At 42.8% G+C, this 22,138-nt stretch carries 22 protein-coding genes; 11 read left to right on the top strand and 11 right to left on the bottom strand.

What is annotated here, in order from left to right; translation table 11 throughout:
* Positions 1–28: 28 nt before the first annotated feature.
* The 7 genes from JMW64_RS13020 to JMW64_RS12990 all read left to right on the top strand — a co-directional run bounded on the left by JMW64_RS13020 (position 29) and on the right by JMW64_RS12990 (position 6,306).
* On the top strand, positions 29–640 hold the full coding sequence (locus tag JMW64_RS13020) for a YceI family protein (protein ID WP_201555216.1): 612 nt from the start codon (positions 29–31) through the stop codon (positions 638–640).
* 423 nt (positions 641–1,063) lie between these two features.
* Entirely contained in the window at positions 1,064–2,101 is a 1,038-nt protein-coding gene (locus JMW64_RS13015; RefSeq protein ID WP_201555215.1) for a DUF1852 domain-containing protein, read from the top strand.
* Positions 2,102–2,154: 53 nt separating this feature from the next.
* On the top strand, positions 2,155–3,201 hold the full coding sequence (locus JMW64_RS13010; protein ID WP_201555214.1) for a methionine synthase: 1,047 nt from the start codon (positions 2,155–2,157) through the stop codon (positions 3,199–3,201).
* Positions 3,202–3,337: 136 nt separating this feature from the next.
* The gene (locus JMW64_RS13005) at positions 3,338–3,838 is read left to right on the top strand and encodes a flavin reductase (protein WP_060492047.1); all 501 of its coding nucleotides are present in this window, start codon (positions 3,338–3,340) and stop codon (positions 3,836–3,838) included.
* Between the two features lie 77 nt (positions 3,839–3,915).
* Positions 3,916–4,749: a sulfite exporter TauE/SafE family protein gene (locus JMW64_RS13000; RefSeq protein WP_201555213.1), complete on the top strand. Its 834-nt coding sequence runs from the start codon at positions 3,916–3,918 to the stop codon at positions 4,747–4,749.
* Positions 4,750–4,905: 156 nt separating this feature from the next.
* Positions 4,906–5,205, top strand: a complete 300-nt coding sequence (locus JMW64_RS14290) for a LysE family translocator (RefSeq protein WP_055125398.1) — start codon at positions 4,906–4,908, stop codon at positions 5,203–5,205.
* A 156-nt stretch (positions 5,206–5,361) separates the two neighbouring features.
* Entirely contained in the window at positions 5,362–6,306 is a 945-nt protein-coding gene (locus JMW64_RS12990) for an EamA family transporter (protein ID WP_055125397.1), read from the top strand.
* Between the two features lie 165 nt (positions 6,307–6,471).
* Here JMW64_RS12990 and truC read toward each other — a convergent pair whose 3' ends face one another.
* The 9 genes from truC to JMW64_RS12945 form a co-directional block, all read right to left on the bottom strand.
* Positions 6,472–7,242, bottom strand: a complete 771-nt coding sequence (truC, locus tag JMW64_RS12985) for a tRNA pseudouridine(65) synthase TruC (RefSeq protein ID WP_087815064.1) — start codon at positions 7,240–7,242, stop codon at positions 6,472–6,474.
* 158 nt (positions 7,243–7,400) lie between these two features.
* Positions 7,401–9,245, bottom strand: a complete 1,845-nt coding sequence (gene glmS, locus JMW64_RS12980) for a glutamine--fructose-6-phosphate transaminase (isomerizing) (RefSeq protein WP_201555212.1) — start codon at positions 9,243–9,245, stop codon at positions 7,401–7,403.
* A 239-nt stretch (positions 9,246–9,484) separates the two neighbouring features.
* Positions 9,485–10,867: a bifunctional UDP-N-acetylglucosamine diphosphorylase/glucosamine-1-phosphate N-acetyltransferase GlmU gene (gene glmU / locus JMW64_RS12975; RefSeq protein ID WP_201555211.1), complete on the bottom strand. Its 1,383-nt coding sequence runs from the start codon at positions 10,865–10,867 to the stop codon at positions 9,485–9,487.
* Positions 10,868–11,125: 258 nt separating this feature from the next.
* Positions 11,126–11,704, bottom strand: coding sequence for a phosphatidylglycerophosphatase A family protein (locus JMW64_RS12970; protein WP_201555210.1), 579 nt, complete (start codon positions 11,702–11,704; stop codon positions 11,126–11,128).
* Between the two features lie 3 nt (positions 11,705–11,707).
* On the bottom strand, positions 11,708–12,748 hold the full coding sequence (gene thiL / locus JMW64_RS12965; RefSeq protein WP_201555209.1) for a thiamine-phosphate kinase: 1,041 nt from the start codon (positions 12,746–12,748) through the stop codon (positions 11,708–11,710).
* Positions 12,749–12,750: 2 nt separating this feature from the next.
* Positions 12,751–13,623 carry a transcription antitermination factor NusB gene (gene nusB, locus JMW64_RS14120; RefSeq protein ID WP_227694295.1) on the bottom strand — a complete coding sequence of 291 codons (873 nt, stop codon included), beginning with the start codon at positions 13,621–13,623 and terminating at the stop codon, positions 12,751–12,753.
* 221 nt (positions 13,624–13,844) lie between these two features.
* On the bottom strand, positions 13,845–14,366 hold the full coding sequence (gene ribH / locus JMW64_RS12955) for a 6,7-dimethyl-8-ribityllumazine synthase (RefSeq protein WP_045445783.1): 522 nt from the start codon (positions 14,364–14,366) through the stop codon (positions 13,845–13,847).
* Positions 14,367–14,542: 176 nt separating this feature from the next.
* Positions 14,543–15,325, bottom strand: a complete 783-nt coding sequence (hisF, locus tag JMW64_RS12950) for an imidazole glycerol phosphate synthase subunit HisF (RefSeq protein ID WP_201555207.1) — start codon at positions 15,323–15,325, stop codon at positions 14,543–14,545.
* Between the two features lie 81 nt (positions 15,326–15,406).
* A complete protein-coding gene (locus JMW64_RS12945; protein WP_201555206.1) occupies positions 15,407–15,976 on the bottom strand; it encodes a hypothetical protein in 570 nt (189 codons plus the stop codon).
* Positions 15,977–16,075: 99 nt separating this feature from the next.
* On the opposite strand from JMW64_RS12945, the gene JMW64_RS12940 reads away from it, so the two are divergent.
* The 4 genes from JMW64_RS12940 to JMW64_RS12925 are packed head-to-tail and all read left to right on the top strand — an operon-like array spanning position 16,076 to position 20,249.
* Positions 16,076–17,323 carry a homoserine kinase gene (locus tag JMW64_RS12940; RefSeq protein WP_201555205.1) on the top strand — a complete coding sequence of 416 codons (1,248 nt, stop codon included), beginning with the start codon at positions 16,076–16,078 and terminating at the stop codon, positions 17,321–17,323.
* 50 nt (positions 17,324–17,373) lie between these two features.
* The gene (locus tag JMW64_RS12935) at positions 17,374–17,685 is read left to right on the top strand and encodes a putative signal transducing protein (RefSeq protein ID WP_227694293.1); all 312 of its coding nucleotides are present in this window, start codon (positions 17,374–17,376) and stop codon (positions 17,683–17,685) included.
* On the top strand, positions 17,686–18,582 hold the full coding sequence (locus JMW64_RS12930; protein ID WP_201555204.1) for a class II glutamine amidotransferase: 897 nt from the start codon (positions 17,686–17,688) through the stop codon (positions 18,580–18,582). It abuts the gene before it with no gap.
* Between the two features lie 8 nt (positions 18,583–18,590).
* Positions 18,591–20,249 (top strand): RNA-binding domain-containing protein, encoded by a 1,659-nt coding sequence (locus JMW64_RS12925; protein WP_201555203.1) that lies wholly within the window; start codon positions 18,591–18,593, stop codon positions 20,247–20,249.
* A 164-nt stretch (positions 20,250–20,413) separates the two neighbouring features.
* Here JMW64_RS12925 and JMW64_RS12920 read toward each other — a convergent pair whose 3' ends face one another.
* Together JMW64_RS12920 and JMW64_RS12915 are read right to left on the bottom strand one after the other, a co-directional pair.
* On the bottom strand, positions 20,414–21,004 hold the full coding sequence (locus JMW64_RS12920) for a YchJ family protein (protein ID WP_201555202.1): 591 nt from the start codon (positions 21,002–21,004) through the stop codon (positions 20,414–20,416).
* A 45-nt stretch (positions 21,005–21,049) separates the two neighbouring features.
* Positions 21,050–21,766, bottom strand: coding sequence for a metal-dependent hydrolase (locus JMW64_RS12915; protein WP_193007540.1), 717 nt, complete (start codon positions 21,764–21,766; stop codon positions 21,050–21,052).
* Positions 21,767–22,138: the final 372 nt, after the last annotated feature.

Raw genomic sequence — 22,138 nt, 5'->3', positions numbered from 1 at the left:
ATCATTTATACAGCAAAGGAATGTTACTATGAATCAAATGTCCCTCTCGACAGTCATACTGTCCTCTCGAAAGCCGCTACTAGCCTTATGCCTAATCATGTTAGGTATCGCCAGCAGTCAGGCGATGACTTACGATATTGATCCCACCCATACCAATGTACGCTTTGCTATTGACCATTTTAATACCTCTACCAACACAGGTGGCTTTTATAATATCACTGGGCAGCTAGATTATGACCCAGCGGCTAAGACCGGTAATATCTCGTTAGTAATTCCTCTGAATAGCTTAAATACAGGCAATACAGCATTTGATATTACGTTAAAAAGCGCAGATTTTTTCGATATTGAGCAGTTTCCACTGGCGCAATTTGAGTCTACCAAATGGTATTTTACGACTGATGGTAGTGGCTCAAATGTCAGCAAAGTCGATGGTATGTTGACACTACACGGCAAGACTAATCCCATTACGCTGACGGCTACCAAGTTCAATTGCTACCTAAACCCAATATTGAAAAAGCCAGTTTGCGGTGGGGATTTTACAACGACCATTGATCGAACGAAATGGGGCATTAGCAAATATACATTATTGGGTATTACTGAAAAAGTTCAGCTAAATATTCAGATTGAAGCGGCAAGGTAGTAGTTTGACCGCGTTGAAGTTGAAGAAGTCTTAAGAATGTTTATCGCTAATAAAATCAATAGAAAGCAATTTTCTATTTATATTATCAAAAAAAGGGCTGAGACTTAGAAAATAAGTTTCGGCTTTTTTAATGAGAGAATCCTTAGATTCGTTAGTTAATTTATCGAAATTTTCTTTATGCTTTCTTTAGCGTAGCTCATTTTTCTACAGGCTTATTTTTTGCTCAATGATCCTATCGAGTAAGTCGTACAGTCTCCGCTATCCAATCTCATGTCATACCATAATTTAATTAACATGAATTATATTCATCTTATATTTAAATAGTATCGTTTTTATTCATGTAATAGTTTAGGTATGATTCACCTCATACACAAATTTGGTTTTATCTCAAATAATGAGAGTAGATTAGGGTAGCGGATTATCATGAGTAAAGAATTTAGTTGTGCAATTAAGCGCATTCGTTTTGATGAAAACTATCATCCTGCAAATAGCACGCGTCTGACGACGAACTTTGCGAATTTGGCGCGTGGCGAGCATCGTCAAGAGAACTTAAGCAAAACGTTAAGAATGATCAATAATCGTTTTAATGCCTTGGCACATTGGGATAATCCCACCGCAGATCGTTATTCTGTTGAGGTTGATATTATTTCTGTCGACATGGATGTTGCAGGAAATGGCGATACTTTCCCTATCATCGAGATGCTGCAAACAACGATTGTGGATCATAAAGAGAACACCCGTATTGACGGTATGATTGGTAATAGTTTCTCATCTTATGTGCGCGATTATGACTTTAGCGTGGTCTTATTAGACCATTTCGATAAACATCCATCATCTGCGCCACCAGTAGATTTCGGTGACTTACATGGCAAACTGTTTCAGTATTTATTGAATTCAGACGCTTACCAAGCTAATTTCACCAAGAAGCCTGTGATTTGCTTGAGTGTTTCCACCAGTAAAACCTATCAACGTACGACCAATCAGCATCCTGTATTGGGCGTTGAATACAAACAAGATGGCTGCTCTTTGAACAAAGGATCACTAACCGATGAGTACTTTTCCAAAATGGGCTTAACCGTTCGCTACTTTATGCCTACGGGTAGCGCCGCGCCATTAGCGTTTTATTTTGCGGGTGACTTGCTGAGCGATTACACCGATCTTGAGCTGATCAGTGCGATTAGTACCATGGAGACGTTTCAAAAAATCTACCGACCTGAGATTTATAATGCCAATTCGGCAGCGGGTCAAGTGTATCAACCGAGTTTGAAGTACCAAGATTATTCCCTAACGCAAATCGTCTATGATCGTGCAGAGCGTAGTCAGATGGCAGTGACACAAGGTAAATTTACCGAAGAGCAGTTCATCAAGCCATACCAAACCATTCTTAGTGAGTGGGCAGCAAGCTATGATGTAAATGAGCACGCGGCAGAAGCATGTACGAATAAAGAATACGCTGCCTAAACACGCTCAATCTGTCTGAAATGAGAATACCAATAAATAAGAAGATGAATCGTATGACAATATTATTACCGACACAAAAATTACTACCGACGTCAACGGCTGGCAGTTTACCGAAACCTACTTGGCTTGCAGAACCTGAAAAAATCTGGTCACCATGGGCATTAGAAGGTGAGCAACTGCTTGAAGCCAAACAAGACGCACTACGTTTGACATTGCAAGAGCAAGTGCATGCAGGCATCGATATTGTCAGTGATGGCGAGCAAACTCGTCAGCACTTTGTGACCACCTTTATTGAACATCTGGATGGCGTCGATTTTGAGAAACGCGAGACCGTGCGCATTCGTAATCGTTATGATGCCAGTGTGCCGTCAGTTGTGGGCGCGGTAAGCCGTCAAAAGCCTGTATTTGTTGATGATGCTAAGTTTTTACGTGCGCAAACCGATCAGCCGATCAAATGGGCACTGCCTGGTCCGATGACCATGATTGATACCTTATATGATGGTCATTATAAAAGCCGTGAAAAATTGGCGTGGGAATTTGCTAAAATCTTAAATCAAGAAGCCAGAGAGTTAGAGGCTGCCGGCGTGGATATTATCCAATTCGATGAGCCTGCATTTAATGTGTTCTTTGATGACGTCAACGACTGGGGTATTGCCACGTTAGAGCGTGCCATTGAAGGTCTAAAATGTGAAACAGCGGTGCATATATGCTACGGCTACGGCATCAAAGCCAATACCGATTGGAAAAAGACACTGGGTTCAGAGTGGCGTCAATACGAGCAAGCATTCCCTAAATTGCAACAGTCGAATATCGATATTGTCTCTTTAGAATGTCAAAACTCACATGTTCCCATGGATTTGATTGAATTGATCCGCGGTAAAAAAGTGATGATTGGTGCCATTGATGTGGCAACCAATACCATTGAAACCCCTGACGAAGTGGCAAATACGCTACGCAAAGCATTGCAATTCGTCGATGCGGATAAGCTGTATCCTTCGACCAACTGCGGTATGGCACCGTTGTCTCGACAAGTGGCGCGAGGTAAGCTGCAAGCGTTAAGTGCTGGCGCAGCAATCGTGCGTCAAGAACTGACTGCTTAGGGTTCATTGACTAAACTGATGCAAAATTTAGCTTTTATAGGTTGGGTTTTTAACCCCGCCTATACTAGCTTGTTTAAACTCATGAGTGACCTCAGTTATCAATGAACTTAAAGATTTAAAATTTAGGAGTTAAGTCATGATTGAAGCCACCGATTTTAGAGACGGTATGTCTTTGTTAACAACAGCGGTCAATGTTATTACTACAGAAGGCAGCGCTGGTACTCATGGATTTACCGCATCTGCGGTGTGTAGCGTCACCGATACACCGCCAACCTTGCTGGTTTGCATGAATCAGACATCTCGCTCACATGCCCATTTTATTGAAAATAAAACGTTAAGTGTCAATGTTTTAGGCGCACAGCATGAATCAATATCTAATGCTTTTGCGTCCAAATTGAGTTCACAAGAGCGATTTGAATATGGCTCTTGGTCACCGCTTAAAACAGGCGCTCCCGTTTTAGAAGATGCATTGGTCAGTTTTGATTGTGAGATTGAGGACATTCAGCAAGTGGGCACGCACAGTGTTTTCATGTGCCGAGTGGTCGCCATTAGACAAAGTGAGCAAGAGGAGAGTTTGGTGTATTTTAATCGTGCCTATTCTCGGGTTGGTCAAGTGGATCAAGCAGAAATCGCCTAAGTTGGCTTTTTAACTGATTGATTGTCACTGAACTAAAATAACCATCGTACTAACTCTACATAAGAAGTAAATATCCCTTGGAATTAATCATTTTTTTAATCATAGGCGCGCTAGCAGGATTTGCTGCAGGGCTATTTGGTGTGGGCGGTGGCACAATTATCGTGCCATTATTATTCATCGTCTTTACGCAAATGGGTTACAGCCCTGACAATATCATGCATTTGGCATTGGGGACGTCATTGGCGACCATCATTGTCACCTCTATCAGCTCGTTAATGGCACACAATAAAAAAGGCGCAGTCATGTGGCCTGTCTTTAAAAATCTGGCACCAGGCTTAGCGATTGGTTGCTTTTTAGGGGCAGGGATTGCAGGGCAGATATCTGGGCTGTATCTTCAACTCATTGTTGGGGTGTTTTTGCTGTGGGTCGCCTACAAGATGTTTTTCGGTGGCAAAAAACAGGTTGCTAATCCTGCTAGCAATTCTAGTAGTGCCGACGATGCTAATACACAACTGCCTTCAAAACCTAGGCAATTAGCAGCAGGTGGGGTTATCGGTATCGCTTCTGCCATTTTCGGTATTGGCGGTGGTAGCTTAACCGTGCCTTATCTCACGCGTTATGGTGTGGTCATGCAAAAAGCCGTTGGCACCTCAGCAGCTTGTGGTCTGCCGATTGCTATTGCTGGAGCATTCGGTTTTATGTTCTTTGGGATGCAGCAACGAATTGATGTGCCTAACACTATTGGCTTTGTGCATATTTATGCCTTTTTAGGGATCAGCATCATGAGCTTTTTTACCGCCAAGCTAGGCGCGAAAGTTGCTCATATACTATCACCAGAGCTTTTAAAGAAGTGCTTTTCGGTGTTATTAACGGTTGTGGGGTGTTATTTTCTTTATAAGGGGTTGGTTTAAGTATTTATATTAGCGCGTTTACACTGCAACGTTTAGGTCGTTCAAAAGTCTATTTTGAGTGGTTCTCTTATATCAGTCTGTTTTAGGTGGTCTATTAATGGGTCTAAAGGGTGAAGTATCTGGGTTCTGTTGGGGTATACTCTTTTGTTTTTCAGAATGATCTTTGGAAAGAGAAAATCATTTGTCTTAGAGTCTGATAGCAACTTAGAGGTTAGCAGTACAAGTGCTGGTAGGTTGTTCAAAGAAGGTTTGCTAACCTCCCTTTCTAACCCAAAACTTATCTTATTTTTTATGGCTGTATTTCCGCAATTTATCGATACTGAGCAAACCTATCTTTCTCAATTTCTGATTTTAGCTTCAACTTTTTGCCTATTGGTTTTACTGATCCATTTTTGCTACGCAGAAGCATTTGCTTTAGCCAGTCGATATCTATGGAAAGCTCAAGATAACCTATAGTTAATTACAAAAATAGGCGGTGCAGCATTAATGCTCATTGCCGTTCTATTGTGTGTAAGTGTAGTACTCACTCTCTAAAAGCCTCCTATGGTTAATACGAGATTGTCATAAAATTTTTAAATATAATAATCAGCCATAACTTCCTAGGCCAACTACATGACTCCTATATACACTGCATTGGCTGTACTGGTTACTTTTATTTGGGGTGTAAACTTTACCTTTATTGCATGGGGACTTGAAAGCTTTCCACCGCTAATGCTCACCGCCCTGCGTTTTTTCTTTACCGCTGTGCCACTGGTTTTTTTTCTAAAACCGCCCAAATTTAACCGTACATTACTTATCTATGCTATCGGTACGTTTGTCATGCAGTATGCTTTTGTATTTACTGCCATGCACTTAGGGGCATCAGCAGGATTGACGGCATTATTGCTACAAATTCAAATTTTTATTACCGTATTGTTGGCGTATTTTATACTGGGTGAGGCAGTGAGTCGCATGCAAATCATCGGTATGCTGGTCGGTGTGCTAGGGCTTAGCGTCATCGCGTTGAACCTTGGTGGTGATATGCCTCTGGCTGGGTTTGTCTGTATCTTGATTGCTGCCATAGGCTGGAGCTTTGGTAACATTGCTTCAAAACAGGCGTCAACACAAGCGACGCAGCAAAGATCAGACGGAGCTATTATTCCGTCTAACACTGGAAGGAGTAAGGCATCCGCGTTGTCTGCTCTCGCTCTCGTGGTTTGGGGTGGTCTGATCGCTTGCGTGATTTTAACGCTATCTTCTCTCATATTTGAGACCGAGGCATGGCAGCTGGCGACGTTTACCGAGGCATCGCTTAAGTCTTGGTTATCACTTGGGTTTATCGTGTATGTCTCAACGCTGATAGGATTTGGACTGTGGGCGCATCTGCTTAGTCAAAATACGGCTTCTAAGGTTATGCCGTTTGCTCTATTGGTGCCAGTATTCGGTATGACAACCTCAGTGCTACTTACAGGAGAGGTCGTGACATGGTGGAAAATGCTGGCAATGATATTGATATTGTCGGGGTTGGTGCTAGCGAATATAAAAATGAAACTGGGAAGAAAGCGCCAGCCAATATGATGTTAGCTGTTCTTATTCCTATAACAGCGCTTACGGGAAATAAAAATAAAAATCTAAAAGCTCATAGCCGAAGGTTCAAGTCCTCACTAGGGTACCGAACCTTCATATCTAGTATCAGTATGTCGACTTCTTTGATATGACTATCTAGGATAAACCCTACGCTGTTTAATCTTTAGCGCTGTCTACCCAAGAAAACTCTTCTAAGATACGCATCCATTGGTCGTCTAATTTAGCTTTTAGCAATAATGGCTCACCAGTGACAGGGTGGCTGAGCGCTAAAGTCTGAGCATGCAGCAGCATACGCGTACAATCATAGTGAGTACGAAAAAATCGTGTGTGCCGTATATCACCGTGGCTGGTATCACCCACGATATGATGGAATACATGTCGCATGTGCCGACGCAGCTGATGCTTACGCCCAGTCTCGGGTGTCAAGCGCACAAGACTATAGCGGCTCGTGTCATGCTTTTTTGATACGGCAAATGGTAGCTCGATTTGTGCCAAACTTTGCCAATGGGTCACCGCCTCTTGAGCGGGTTTGTCCAAATCGGCAAACTTATCGGCGATGGCATCGGGCTGAAAGCTCAACGCATAATCAACGGTGCCTTGTTCTGGCATATAGCCGCGCACCACGGCTAAATACTGCTTGGTAACTTTGTGTTCAGTAAAAGCCTCGCCAAGGCTGCGCGCCACGGCTGAGCTCTTGGCAAACAATAATACGCCTGACGTAGGCTTGTCTAACCGATGCACTGGAAACACGTGGCAACCTACCGCATCACGAGTGAGTTGCATGGCAAAGCGCGTCTCGCCTTTATCCAGCCAACTGCGATGCACCAATAGACCAGCCTCTTTATTAATTGCCACCAGAAATTCATCTTCATAGATTATTTCTATTTGACTAGCGATTTGATTGGCGGTGCCGCTTTCGATATCCATGTTCTCATTGTCCATACTGTAGATACTATAATTATATAAGTGACTGATATTTTTCTATTTTGTTATTCACAAAAAATCCTTCGCTATCTTATTCGTACCAGATAGCGAAGGACTAGGTGTAAAAAGCAATTTATTGATAATAAAATCAAATACTTATATTACTCAACAGTCACTGATTTAGCAAGGTTACGCGGCTGATCGACGTCTGTACCGCGCATTACTGCGACATGGTATGACAATAGCTGTACGGGTACGCTATAGACGATAGGGGCAAGCGTCTCGCACACATCAGGCACATAAACCACGTGCATTCTATCTTCTGCAACCATCTTGCTTTCTTCACTGGCAAATACAAACAGCTCACCGTGGCGCGCGTGTACCTCTTGCATGTTGGCTTTTAGCTTATCAAACATGCTGTCTTTTGGCGCTAGTACGACGATGGGCATGTCTTTATCGACCAATGCCAATGGACCGTGTTTCAGCTCGCCTGCGGCATAACCTTCGGCGTGGATATAAGAGATTTCTTTCAGCTTTAACGCACCTTCCAAGGCAATAGGGAACTGCAAACCACGACCTAAGAACAAGCAGCTCTTTTTATACTCAAAATGCTCACTCATGGCTTTGATAGGTGCATCGAGGTTTAAGCTGGCATATAGTTGACCACGTAGCTCTTGTAACTGACCAAGCAAGGTACTCAAATTTTCGCCAGTCATGCGCTCCTGAACGACACCCACTTTTAAGACCAATAGCATTAAAGCGGCAAGCTGAGTGGTGAATGCTTTGGTAGAAGCAACGCCAATCTCTGGACCGGCAAGCGTTGGTAAAAATATATCCGTCTCACGTACCAAAGATGATGTTGGTACATTACATAGTGCTAAGCTGACTAGACCTGCTGGTGTGCTCTTTTGAATATCACGTAGCGCCGATAATGTATCTGCCGTTTCGCCAGATTGAGAAATACAAATGACGAGTGTGTTATCGACGACGACAGGATTGCGATAGCGGAATTCACTAGCGACTTCAACTGAACAAGGCACACGAATAAGGCTCTCAAACCAATATTTTGCGACCAAGCCTGAGTGGTAACTGGTACCACAAGCGATAACTTGGACGTGCTTAACGCCTTTTAATTGCGCTTCGTGACGCTGTAAAAAATCATCGCGTAGTTTAGACGGCTCATCGCTATCTACAGCCATCTCAACAGTACGGGCGACCGCGTCTGGCTGTTCATAGATTTCTTTGAGCATATAATGCTTAAATTCACCTTTATCCGCATTATGTTGGGCCGCGTCAATTTCATGTATCTGACGTTTTACTTCGACACCATCGGCATAAACCTGAATGCTACTACGCGTCAATTTGGCAATATCGCCTTCTTCTAGATACATAAAGCGATTGGTGACCGGCAGGAGGGCTAGTTGATCAGAAGCAATAAAGTTCTCACCGATACCCACTCCAATCACCAATGGAGAGCCTAAACGAACAGTAATTAGCTCTTCTGGGCAGTCGATATGCAGAATACCCAGGGCAAAGGCGCCATGTAATAAAGGAATAACAGCACGAACGGCTTCTAGTAAATCAGGCGTTGTTTTGTAGATATCATTAATTAAATGAGCGACGACCTCAGTATCGGTTTGCGAAGTAAATACGTAACCTTTAGCGATCAATGCTTCTTTTAACTCGGCATAGTTTTCAACGATACCGTTATGTACCACAGCAATCTTGCCTGAGACATGCGGATGGGCGTTACGCTGAGCCGGCTCGCCATGCGTTGCCCAACGTGTATGCGCAATACCAATATGACCATCGAAAAATTCAGGATTGACTGCCACAGCATCGACCAACGCTTGCACTTTACCCACTTGGCGCTCGCGATGAAGTTCGCCATCACGAATGACGGTCAGACCGGCAGAATCATAACCGCGGTATTCTAAACGTTTAAGACCCTCAAGTAAGATATTGGCGATATTACGCTCAGCGACTGCTCCAACGATTCCACACATAACTATTCCTTAAATTCGATGTTTTATGTTTTGATTTTTGACAGCTTCAATGCTTAACAGATCAAATGCTTTGAGAGGCGATAATGTTCAGTCAATAAATAATAGAAATTCATACTATGATAGCTTTTATATTAACAATTTTGACGTTATAAATATAAGGAAGCAGCATCACAAAAATTGTCATGCTGCTTAGTATTACTTCAATAGATACTTTTCAAAATGCTTGTGATTGACCATTGCTATTTTGACTTTTTAGTCGGACGCGGAAAGTCGTTTTTCTGAGTCTGTCGCGCCCGTCCAAAGGCTAATGCTTTACTGTCGACGTTTTCGGTAATCACTGACCCTGCGGCAACTGTTGCGCTATCACCAATGGTTACTGGCGCGACCAGACTGGCGTTAGAGCCAATAAAAGCGTTATCTTCGATGATGGTTTGTGATTTATTGACACCATCATAATTACAAGTAATGACGCCTGCACCGACATTGACATCTGTACCAATGGTCGCATCACCGATATAACTCAAGTGATTAACCTTGCTACCATGGCCGACAGTTGATTTTTTAATCTCGACGAAATTACCGACTTTACTGTTGTTAGCCAATACGGTTTCAGGACGCAAATGGGCGAAAGGACCAACATCAACACCTGCCCCAATCTCAGCGCGATCAATCACGCAATAAGGTTTTATGTGGCAGGCATTACCAATGTGGGCGTTTTTAATGACACAGCCCGCTTCGATATACACATTATCACCTAAGATACAATCGCCCTCAAATACCACACCTACATCGACAAACACGTCCTGACCCGCAGTCAAGGTACCGCGAATATCAACGCGAGTAGGGTCAGCAAACTGCACGCCCGCTTCTTGCAAGTCGGCAACCAGTTTGCTTTGCCAAGTGCGCTCTAAGCTAGCAAGCTGTTGGCGATTATTGACGCCTTCAATCTCAAAGGTATGCTCAGGCTCAATCGCGACAATATTAATGCCTTCAGCGACCGCCATTTTAACGATATCCGTCAGGTAATATTCTTGCTGCGCATTATCATTAGAAAGCTTTGGCAGATATTTATGCAATAACGCATTATCGACGCAGTAAATACCGCTATTAATCTCTTGGATTTTCTGCTCATCGGCGCTGGCATCTTTTTGCTCGACGATGGCTTCGATGTTGCCGTCTTTGTCACGTTTGATACGACCGAGACCAAAAGGATTGTCTACGGTCAAGGTCAACATCGACATGCCGTCAGTATTAGCCGCTTGTAGCGTTGCTAATGTCTGGCAGCTGACTAATGGCACATCACCATAGAGAATCAGGCTTTGCCCTTCTTTGGGTAATTCCGATAGGGTCACTTTAACCGCATGTCCAGTACCTAATTGCTCAGTCTGAGCAACCCAAGTAATAGGCAAGTGCGCATATTGAGCATTGATATCTGCTTGGACTTGCTCGCCACCAAAACCATGAACAATAATGGTGTCGTCAACCGTTAATTGATGACAAGTATCAAGGACATGACCCAATAACGACTTACCAGCCAATGTCTGTAGCACTTTTGGCTTAGCCGACTGCATACGCGTGCCTTTGCCAGCAGCGAGAATGATTACCGAGAGGGGAGTTGTCATAATAGCCTACAAATGTAACAAAATATAATTTAGAATTATAGCGCAAACCGTCATTTAACTAAAACGCTATGTCGTGACATCTTTGTAACTTACGTTGCTTGTCATGGGCTTACCATTTACTGGTAGCTTGCTGATAAATTGGCTATCGTCACAAACGCATTACTAAAAAAGTGGACGAGTCAAAAAAAATGATGGACTATAAACGACAATCGGTTATGAAAGACCGTCGCTTATATAAAAGCGAGGCTAATTTAACAGCTAAAGGATGGTGGTATAAATAATGATCCAGACGGCTGCTGCCATGACCCCTGCGATGATGTCATCAAGCATGATACCTAGGCCGCCCGCGACTTTTTTATCTGCCCAGCCAATCGGTGGTGGCTTAATAATGTCAAAAAAGCGGAACAATATAAAGGCGATAATAATGGCAACAATAGAAGAGGTTTGAGCAATATTTTGCCAAAAATTACCGTCAGCGATATCCATATAAGATAACGGCAGTAGGGTAAGCCACATGCCTGCCCATTCATCCCAAACGATATGCGGGTTATCATGACCACCCATTAGCTCTGAGGTACGACCGCATATCCAACTACCAATCACACAAGAGAGAATGGTAATAATCAAAAATGGTACGAATCCTAAGCTTAGCAATGGTATTGCGACGATTAAGCCACCAACCGTGCCCCAAGTACCGGGTGCACGGCGAGGCAGACCACTACCTAAACCCAACCCAAGCCAATAAACTACGCGGTCAAGCATACTGGCATTGGCGGGTAGCGGCGGGCAGTCATTGGCTTTACGGATATCAGGCTTAGATAGGTTGTGATCAATCATGGGTTAACCTGCAAAATGTTGGTAACCCGTCAGATTGGGCCAAGTAGTAAAGGGGGCGGGATGGGTAGGTGTGATTGGCTGTCCTTGATAAAAAAGCTCTGGTCGTAAACTCTTGGTAGCATCTGGCTCATTTACGGTTATGACTTCGCCGATACAGGTAACAGGCGTGTTGCTACTGTCATTAACAGGTGGTTCAATATGAGCAGGCAAAGTAAAAGCCAATTCATAATCATCACCGCCAGCCAGCTGGCACAACAAGCGCTCGGTTAACTCAGCGTTTGCCAATGCTTTGCTAGTAGGTAGCTGATCAAGATGAATGCGCATACTAACGCTGCTTTGTTGGCAGATATGTCCAATGTCTTGATACAGACCATCAGAGATATCTATCATCGCCGTCGCACCGATTTTTGCCAATGCTGAACCCAGTGCAATACGTGGCGTTGGCATATGTAGGCGATGCGCAAGCTCAATACCGATAGCAGTATCAGGATGCTGTAGCGCATAAGCGGCATCTCCAAGCGACCCTGAGACATAAAGTTTGTCGCCAACTTGCGCGCCTGAACGGTAGACGGCTAGCGTCTCTTTGGTGAGTAACCCTTGCGCGCTGACACTCAGCACTAAATTGTCGCTGCGCGTGGTATCACCACCAATCAGCGTCACCCCAAATAGCTGGCAAGCATGAAATAAGCCTTTAGCAAATTCACTTAACCAGTGCTCATTTGCCAAGCGCTCAGGCAAAGCTAACGCCAATAGAATACTATGCGGAGTTGCACCCATAGCAGCAATATCTGAGACGTTCACTGCCACGGCTTTATAACCGATGGTAAATGCCAGCTTATTTACTTGCTCCCAGTCAGCACTAAAGTGTCGACCTTGAACCAGCGTATCAATACAGCTGACTAATCGCGCGCCTGCAGGCAAGCTCATCACTGCGGCATCATCACCAATGCCTTTTTCAACACTGCCTTTGTCGACACTGCTAGACAATGACTGCGTAGCTTGCATTTGGGAGAATATACGCTCAATCAGCTCAAACTCATTCATGATTAGTCTTTGCTGTCTGCATCAGTGCGGTCTGTTTCAATCGCTTTTTTGCTCGCTTTAAAGTCACTAATATTGGCAGTAGCCTTACTAGCGCTATTGCGTTTGACAGTAGCATTATTGGCACTGATACGAGGCTTGTTTGAAGCAGTTGATTTTTCTTCAATGGCAGCTGTATCAGCACTATCTTCTATATCGGCATTATTTTCTGCATTGGTATCCGCTTTTATTGCAGGTTTAGCAGCCGCTTTTTGTGAGGTGCGTAAATTGGCTTTGCTATCTGCTTCTACTTCAATAGCACGTAGCTCTACCGCCATTTTATCAAGGACGGCATTAATCAATTTATGTGCGTCAGTAGCGCCAAAGTGATTATTCAGCTTCATCGCTTCATCAAGTACCACTTTATAAGGGATTTCTAAGCGGTTTTGTAGCTCGTAAGCACCAATTAAAAGAATAGCGTGTTCAACGGTATCCAATTTATCGATTTCACGGTCAAGATGCTGAGAGATAAGGACATCTAGCGCCTCGATTTGCTCCGGGATGTCACGCATCATTTCATGATAATAGCCAATATGTACGGTATGCATGGCATTGGTCGCGCGTGTACGAGCGGCGATATCATGTGGGGCATTGTCTTTCCAGCCAAGCTTACCATCGATATCGAAGCGGCGGTCAGTGACGAGCCATTCGTATAGACCTTGCATCGCGAAGCGTCGCGCTTTACGGATAGCGGTGTGACTGGTCTTGTAAGAAGACTCACTCATATCGAAGATTTGATCACCCGCACTGCTGCTCGCGATGCGCGTGGCTTCAGCTTGTTTATCATTGGTTTGGGCGGTTTTCGCAGCGCTGATAGCGCGCTTGAGTTGGTCAGTCATAGGGGGTCTATACCTAGTTGCTAAGATAAAAAGTTTTTAAGATAAAAGTTTTAAAATAAAATGTTAAATAGTAGTTAGCTGGCAGGCTTTGCCAGTCGAGTTTTGTAGCGTACTTGGTAACAGTCTTTGTAACACTGACGCTGTGGTCTCGATAAAAACGAAAGCTCATAAGAACCACAGCGCTCATTAAATAACAAACAGCCTATCAAATGACGGCTTGATTAAGCATCTTCACTGTCATCTTCAATATCTAACTGTGATAGTACCGCAAGCATTTCTAGTACAACCATCGCCGCTTCTGAGCCTTTGTTACCCGCTTTCGTGCCAGCACGCTCAATCGCTTGCTCAATACTATCAGTGGTCAATACGCCGTTTGCGACTGGAATGTTGTAATCCATCGCTACCGCGCTTAAGCCTTTTGCAGATTCGCTTGCAACGAAATCAAAATGCGGCGTGCTACCACGGATAATCGCACCTAAAGCAACGATGGCATCAAAGCGATCAGACTCAGCGGCGCGCTGTGCAACCAATGGCAATTCAAAAGCACCAGGCACGCGGATAACGGTAATGTTGCTACCCAATACACCATGACGTAGTAGCGCATCAATTGCACCATCTACCAATGATTCAACCACAAAACCATTAAAACGACCGACGACGATACCAATACGAACATCTTTGTTTTGATGTAAATTACCATCGATGTGAGTCACGTCATTGCGCTGCTGTTGTAGATTTGACATAAAAAATCCTTTGCCGAATGGGCTTTTAATTAAAATGTAGGAATAAATAATGAGCTAAATATATTGCTAGGTTCAAATGGCTTATTATCCGTTAGATAATCAGTTAAATGAACTAAAATAAGTGGTTAGCGCTATGATAACATTTTTTTCTGTTTTATTTGTATTTTACGAGCGTACTATAAGCGCATTTGTATCCCTTGCGCTGCCATATATGCTTTGGCTTCTTGAACTGTATACTCACCAAAATGGAAGATGCTGGCGGCAAGTACGGCATCGACGCCACCTTCTAACACCCCTTCGGCTAAATGTTGCAAATTACCGACGCCGCCTGACGCGATAACGGGCACATTGACGCGGTTAGTGATTTGCTTCATCAATGCCAAATCATAGCCTTTTTTGGTGCCATCGCCATCCATCGAGGTGACTAGTAATTCGCCAGCGCCAAACTCAGCCATTTTGCTCGCCCAAGCCACGGCATCAATGCCCGTTGGTTTGCGACCACCATGGGTAAAAATCTCCCAACGCGGCATAACAATCCCATCAACTTCAATATCTGCAACGCGTTTGGCATCGATAGCAACGACGATACATTGATTACCAAATTTTTGTGCCGCTTCACCAACGAACTCAGGGGTAAATACCGCCGCAGAATTGATCGCTACTTTATCCGCACCAGCATTCAACAGATTACGAATATCAGCGATTTTACGCACGCCGCCGCCAACTGTGAGTGGGACAAATACGGTTTCAGCCATACGCTCAACAGTATGATAGGTAGTATCGCGCTCATCATTGGTGGCAGTAATGTCCAAAAAAGTAATTTCATCAGCGCCTTGTTCGTTGTAGCGTTTCGCTACTTCGACAGGGTCTCCTGCATCTTTGATATCGACAAACTGCACACCTTTGACCACACGGCCATTATCAACGTCCAAACAAGGAATGATACGCTTTGCTAACATAGGGTCTTTCACCTTATAATCAATTCATTCTATAAGCGCTAGTCTAGCAAAATCACTGCCGTATCAGGCAGGTTTTTTGAGCTAGATCGTATTATATGAGGTTCGTATTTCTTCAATTTTTTCGATAATGCCTTGTTTGCTATGTTCTAATGAGGAAGCAATATCCATAAGTTTTATAAGAATAGTTTCGAGTTCATGTAGACTCAAATCTGAGTTACCATTATTAGTATGTAGTTTAGCGACTAGATCCCTATTTGTTTTTTCTATACGACTTAAAGTTTCGGTAGGAAACTTAAGCCACTCTCTGAAGGTATAGTCAAATTCTGGCATCGGATCGTCTAGCTTAAAACCTCTACTTTGCAATAATTTGCTAAATTCTATTTCAAAATCATCAAAGTCTTTTCTTAGCTTGAAGATGTCCTTTTTACAACTATAAGCTAAATCTAAAATTGAGACGGTTAGTCTATGCCTTGATAGCCGTATTTCATCTTCTCTCAGTTGCTGAGCGATTGCTATTTGTTTTTTCGCATATAATGCAGCGATAGTTGCTAGTACAATCACAATCAAGTTCAAGACAACTTGGATTTGTCCAGAATTAATTCCTAAACAGTCCCAAAACATAATAAATTTATTCATTACTATTTGTTCCACTTAAATCCACCTTCCTTAGAAGCCAATGCAGGTTGAATTTAGTTATAATAAGCTAAAATATACTTTTATTTATTCTTTAATTACGATAAGTGAGATGTCATGTCCGTCTATACCCAGTTAACCGATGACCAGTTTGCCACTTTTTGCCACCGTTTTGGCGTAGCGTTCGCGCGTGCCATTCCGATTACCCAAGGTATCAAAAACTCTAACTGGTTTATTCAGACGACTGACGATGTAGATGGCGCACACTCTTATGTCTTTACCTTATTTGAAGAACGTCCACCAGAAGACATCGAGAAGATGGCCGTCATCCTCAATCAACTGCACGGTAAATTACCGGTCGCTGCGCCGTTAGCATTGCTTGATTTAGGCGCTGATAGCGCAGAAAAATGCTATGTCATACGCTATGACAATAAAGCAATTACCTTAGTGCCATGCCTAGCAGGCTCGCATCCACAGCAAACCACACAAGCGATGTGTCATGAAATTGGCGCCGCTTTAGCGATGCTGCATGAGACATTGCAAGCATTACAACCTGCGGAAGAATATGGCGTGCCTTTATACCCATGGAGCGAGGTGCGCGATCGTGAAATGCAGTTTATGCCAGCTGACGAAGCCAAATTGATGAGTGATATTTGGCAGTCTTATACGGATTTGCCGCTTGCCAGCTTGCCAAAAGGCTTATGTCATTTAGATATGTTTGCTGATAACACGCTATGGAACTTATCGTTAAATAATAGCCAAAAAGGTGAAGCGCGTCTGACTGGGTTGTTAGACTTTACCGAAGTTAGCGTCGAGCACTATGTGATGGATATTGCCATTACGATTAATGACTTTTGTACCACGTGGGGCGATGCTGAGCAGGGCGAGTCGGTGAATTTTGATCGCAGTAAAATGGCGGCTTTTTTGCAAGGCTATGAGTCGAAACGCATGCTCGGTGAAGATGAAAAACGTGCCTTACCAGTGATGCTTGCAAAAGCGGCGGTGATTTTTTGGCTATTACGTCTCAACGTTATTCACTACAACCGTACCGAAGGGCGTACGGGCGATAACATCATGGTCAAAAATCCTGACCTGATGAAACGCCTTGCCGCTTATCATTGGTCACATGTTGAAAAAGCGCAAAGTACCGTATTTGTACTAGAGCATGCACGTTATAAAGACGATGATAAAAATAACGATGTCGAAGATTTTAAGATAATCGGTGTGTTTGCGACTGAGCAACAAGCACAAGCTGCTATTGAGCAATTAAAATCACAATCTGGCTTTAAAGATTATCCAAACGGTTTCCATATTGATGCTTATCCGTTAAATCAAATTAATTGGTCACAAGGTTTCGGTTGCTAATAGAATGATAGCAACGAGTTATATTTATAAATATTTAAAAGGAATTTATCATGACCGATCAAGTTGATAACTGGCACAAGCTGGCACGCTACGACACCAATATGCAAGGTGAACTGCATGCCAATCTGCTTCGTAACAATGGTATTACCGTTTCTCTGCAACCGCTGAGTGCGATGCCCGGTATGAATTCTGGGATTGTGCTGTGGGTACAGGATACTGATTTGGCGCATGCACAGCGCATTTTGGCAAATATTGACACCGATGGGGCAACGCCTTATGAGGTGTTTGATGAAACGTCTGCAGCCAAAATTAACCCTACTTTAAATCCTGCACAAGACGACAATAACGGCGGTGAAGTATAAATGTGTCAACTCCTAGGAATGAACTGTAATACCCCAACCGATATTGGTTTTAGCTTTGCAGGGTTTCGTCGTCGCGGCGGCATGACCGATAGTCATGAAGATGGCTTTGGTATTGCGTTTTTTGAGCGTAGTGAGTGCGACTCAGAGAATGCTTCAACTGGTTTGCGTCTTTTCCATGATAATAAACCAAGTCATTTATCACCCGTTGCTGATTTGGTCAATAATTATCCGATTAAAGCCATGAACGTCATTGCCCATATCCGTAAAGCGACCCAAGGGCAGAATTGTTTGGCAAACACCCATCCCTTTGTCCGTGAAGTGTGGGGCGAGCAGTGGGTGTTTGCGCACAATGGGCAAATGAATAGCGAATTTATCAAACGCTGTCAGCGCTTGCAAGACAACGGCAACGCCTCACATTGCCAGCCAGTTGGTTCAACTGATTCTGAAATGGCGTTTTGCTACCTTGTTAATCGCCTAAAAAGCAGCTTTAAAACTCGCCCTGATGACCAAACGCTGTTTAAATTTTTGACCACCCAATGTCGTTATTTATCCGCCAATGGCTTGTTTAACTGCTTGATATCAAACGGTAGCTGGCAATTGGCTTATGCGGGGAGTTTATTGTTTTATCTCACGCGTCAAGCACCATTTGGCGAGGCGAAATTGGCAGATGATGATTTAGCCATTAACTTTGGCGATGTGACGACAGATACGGATAAAGTGACTATCTTAGTCACTGTTCCGCTCACTGAAAATGAGAAATGGCAGCAGTTGGCCGTCAATGAGTGCTTAATATTCCAAGATGGTGATGTTATTTATAGAGACAGCCCAAGCCAGCGAAAATTTTTGACGATTGATGAAGGCATTGCGGTGGCACGAGCGGTTGGGGCGAGTGTTTAGGGGGTGATATGAACCATGATGAGCTTTTAGAGTTACTCGATACTCTTATTGAATGTTGGGAAAATGAAGTTGTCGAATTTAAGCGCGGTAAAAGAGAGTTCTCTTTATCTGATATCGGGAAGTATTTCTCAGCTATATCTAACGAAGCCAATTTGCGAGGGCAAAGTTTTGGCTGGCTAGTATTTGGTATTGATGATAAAACCCGACAAGTTATTGGCACAGACTACAAAGCTAAGAGTTCTGAACGTATACAAGCAGTGAGTCAGCAGATTTCTCAAGATACGCAACCAACAATTACATTTAGAAATATTTTTGAATTGCAACATCCTAAAGGGGGTGTTGTTATGTTTCAAATTCCAGCAGCACCTAAAGGTTCGCCAATATCTTACAACGGGCATTACTACGCTAGAGCTGGTGAAAGCTTGGTAGCACTAGGATTGGATAAGTTAAATGAGATTAATCAACAAGAAAAATGGATAGATTGGTCAGCACAAATAGTATCAGAAGCGACTATAAATGACCTAGATCCCGATGCATTAAATAAAGCAAAGCAAGGTTTTGCTAGAAAAATGGGTCAAAGGCTTGAAAATGAAACAGTGCTTGAGCTAGACGATTTAGATTTTCTAAACAAAGCTAGATTAACTGAAAATGGCAAAATTACTAGATCTACACTTTTACTTCTTGGAAAACCAGAGTCAGCTAGATTTCTTTCACCGCACCCTGCGGCTATGGTATGGAGCTTAGAAGCGGAAGAAAGAGCTTACGAACACTTCTATCCACCTTTTTTATTAACATCAACACAGCTATACCAGAAGATACGTAACTTCCAAATACGAATTTTACCTGATGATGAGCTCATTCCTGTTGAAATCGATAAATATAATCAACGTGTCGTTTTAGAAGCTTTGCATAACTGTATAGCCCATCAGGACTATACTAAAAACTCTAGAATTATCGTGTCTGAAAAAATAGATCGTTTAATCTTTGAAAGTGAAGGAAGCTTTTTCGAAGGCAAACCTGTGGATTATGTAACAGAAGAGAGAAGACCAAAAAAGTATCGTAATTATAAGCTTGCGCAAGCTATGGTTCAGCTCAATATGATTGACACGATGGGTTATGGAATCCATGAAATGTACGAAAAACAAGCGAAGCGCTATCTGCCGTTACCTGATTACGATTTGACTATGCCACAGGCTGTTAAGTTAATTATATATGGTGATGTTGTAGACCCTGCATATAGCAAGTTATTAATTAAAAACACAGATTTATCAATAATGGAGATTATAGCTTTAGATAGAGTTCAAAAAGGTCAGAATATTTCTAAGGGTATGGCTAGAGAGTTACAACGGAAGAACCTTATCGAGGGACGAAGACCGAACTACTATGTATCATCATCAGTAGCAGAAGCCACTAACAAAAAAGCTAAATACATACGTAATAGAATTCAAGATGATACTTTTTATATGCAACTTATTTTAGACTATATAGACAAATATGAATGTGCTACAAGGCCTGATATCGACAGTTTGCTAATACCAACACTTAGTGAAGTTCTTGATGAAAAACAGAAAATCACTAAAATAGGTCATTTATTAACTAAACTTAGAAAAATAGAAAAAATAGAAAACGTTGGGGTGGGTCGGTACTCTAAGTGGGTTATGAAGTGATAGAAGCATTTTAATTGAGAGAGGTTTGAGAGAGAAAAGGCCCAAATGAGAGAGAGAAAGAGCGGTAGTGTTTTTAAGGGTTTGATATATATAGCTTTTATAAAACGAATAATTATAAGTAAACTAGTAATTTGAGAGAGAAACACCAAAAATTGAGAGAGAAACTAACCCAAATAAACCCCACAACACCGCTTAAACTTCTCACCCGACGCACAAATACACGGTTGCTTTTGGCTGACAGTCATCGCAACCGTCGGATCTAAAAAGTACCAGCGCGCATCGTTATTAACTTTGTCTTTTACTCTCACAAAGGCAGACAATTCATGATGCGCCTGCACTTTCTCTTCTAAATTACTTGCATTATTAGTTGGCTTGAAATAAGCCTTAAACTCAACCTTCGCATGGCGTTTGCCTAGCTTTGGCGTATGCGCTACGATTGCTAGTCCTGCCCAATTCGTCTCTTTTGCCCACGATTCAATCGCGTTAATATCAAGCAAGTCTTGCTGCGCGGGTAGCGTAGTCTTGACGATATAGTCTGGCTTAATCAACACAAAGGCACTATAGCGCGTGCGCATGAGACGTTCGGCTGTCTCCGCTTTTATACCCTCTGCTTTGCCAACCTCACCATTATAAAGAGCATCATTATAAACAGCCTCATGATAAGGCTGACAGCAATCTTTATACAGTAGTGGTGAGCTGATAGCGCTTGATGATGGATGAATTTGGCAAGGGCAAACGTGTAGATTAGGTTGCATGTTTCATTCTCATTTTCGTTTGGATTTTACTGCTTTACCGTATCTTTATCGCAGCATGCTTTTTATCAGTTCTGGCAATATGCCAACTTTTAGCTGTGCCCATGGTGCTGGGTCGCGCAGCTGCTGCCAAAACGCATCAAACGGCGGGGCAAAATAGACCAACATGGCGAGCAGTGTATATAGCAATAAATACCACCACTTATCTTTAGGCTGATAAAACTTCATCGCTGTCCCTGATGAGCGCTTCATTTTCATATTCGATAAGTTAACACTATATAGCTCGTCCAATGTCAAATGCACTAGCGCTCCACCGAATAAAAATAAACCGTAAAACCAGCTTGCCGTTAATGGGAGGTGCAAGACATAGTAGCTTAAATAAGTCAGCCCCAAACCCAAAATTGCCATATAGGGCACGGAGTGAATCACGCCGCGATGCACGGTCATGTTGGTAAAAATAGAGAAAACCACATAACGCATAAAGCCGTAGCCTGCTAGCCATAATGCAATCAGGGCGAGCAAACTCAGCTCACTGCGCCAATGCATGACCAAACCAAAGGCAAAAATAAATGAGGTGATATTGAAGCCAAGTTTAATCGGTGTGGAGTTATCAGAATCCAAATCAGGAAGTAGCCCACCGATGGTGCCAAGCGCCACGCAAACTAAAAACCCCGAATCATCAATCAATCCCGCTTTATAAACCGTCAAACTGAGCGTACCACTGACCATGAATGCAACATTCAGGTGGGTGTTAAAATTTGCCATAAAAACTCATCAATAAGTAGCGCGCGAAACGATTGTTTCGAGGCGTTTGCCTAGCGGTAAAAAAGCGCACCATAATAGCATAGCGCAGCCAAACGTCTAAGAGATAAGGCTCGTATGCTGCGACTGGTTTACCCACTACCTTTGATTCTAATATTTTTCTGGAAGATATATTGATACTCAATAATAGAACGTTAACCCCTTGTTACGTTTACGATTATGCCACGATTTGACAACGTCTAGACGTTAACAAAGCGCCGCCGTTTTGTTATGGTAAAAGAGCGTTATTGTTAAGTCCTAAAGAGTCGCTTAGCTATTTTGTTAACTCAACTTTATATTCTATTGTGTCAAATAATAATGATTTTGAATACAACT

The organism is Psychrobacter immobilis, assembly GCF_904846065.1.
Lineage (GTDB): Bacteria > Pseudomonadota > Gammaproteobacteria > Pseudomonadales > Moraxellaceae > Psychrobacter > Psychrobacter immobilis_H.
Note: the sequence above shows the minus strand (reverse complement) of the source record. Positions and strands in the feature narration are given on the sequence as shown.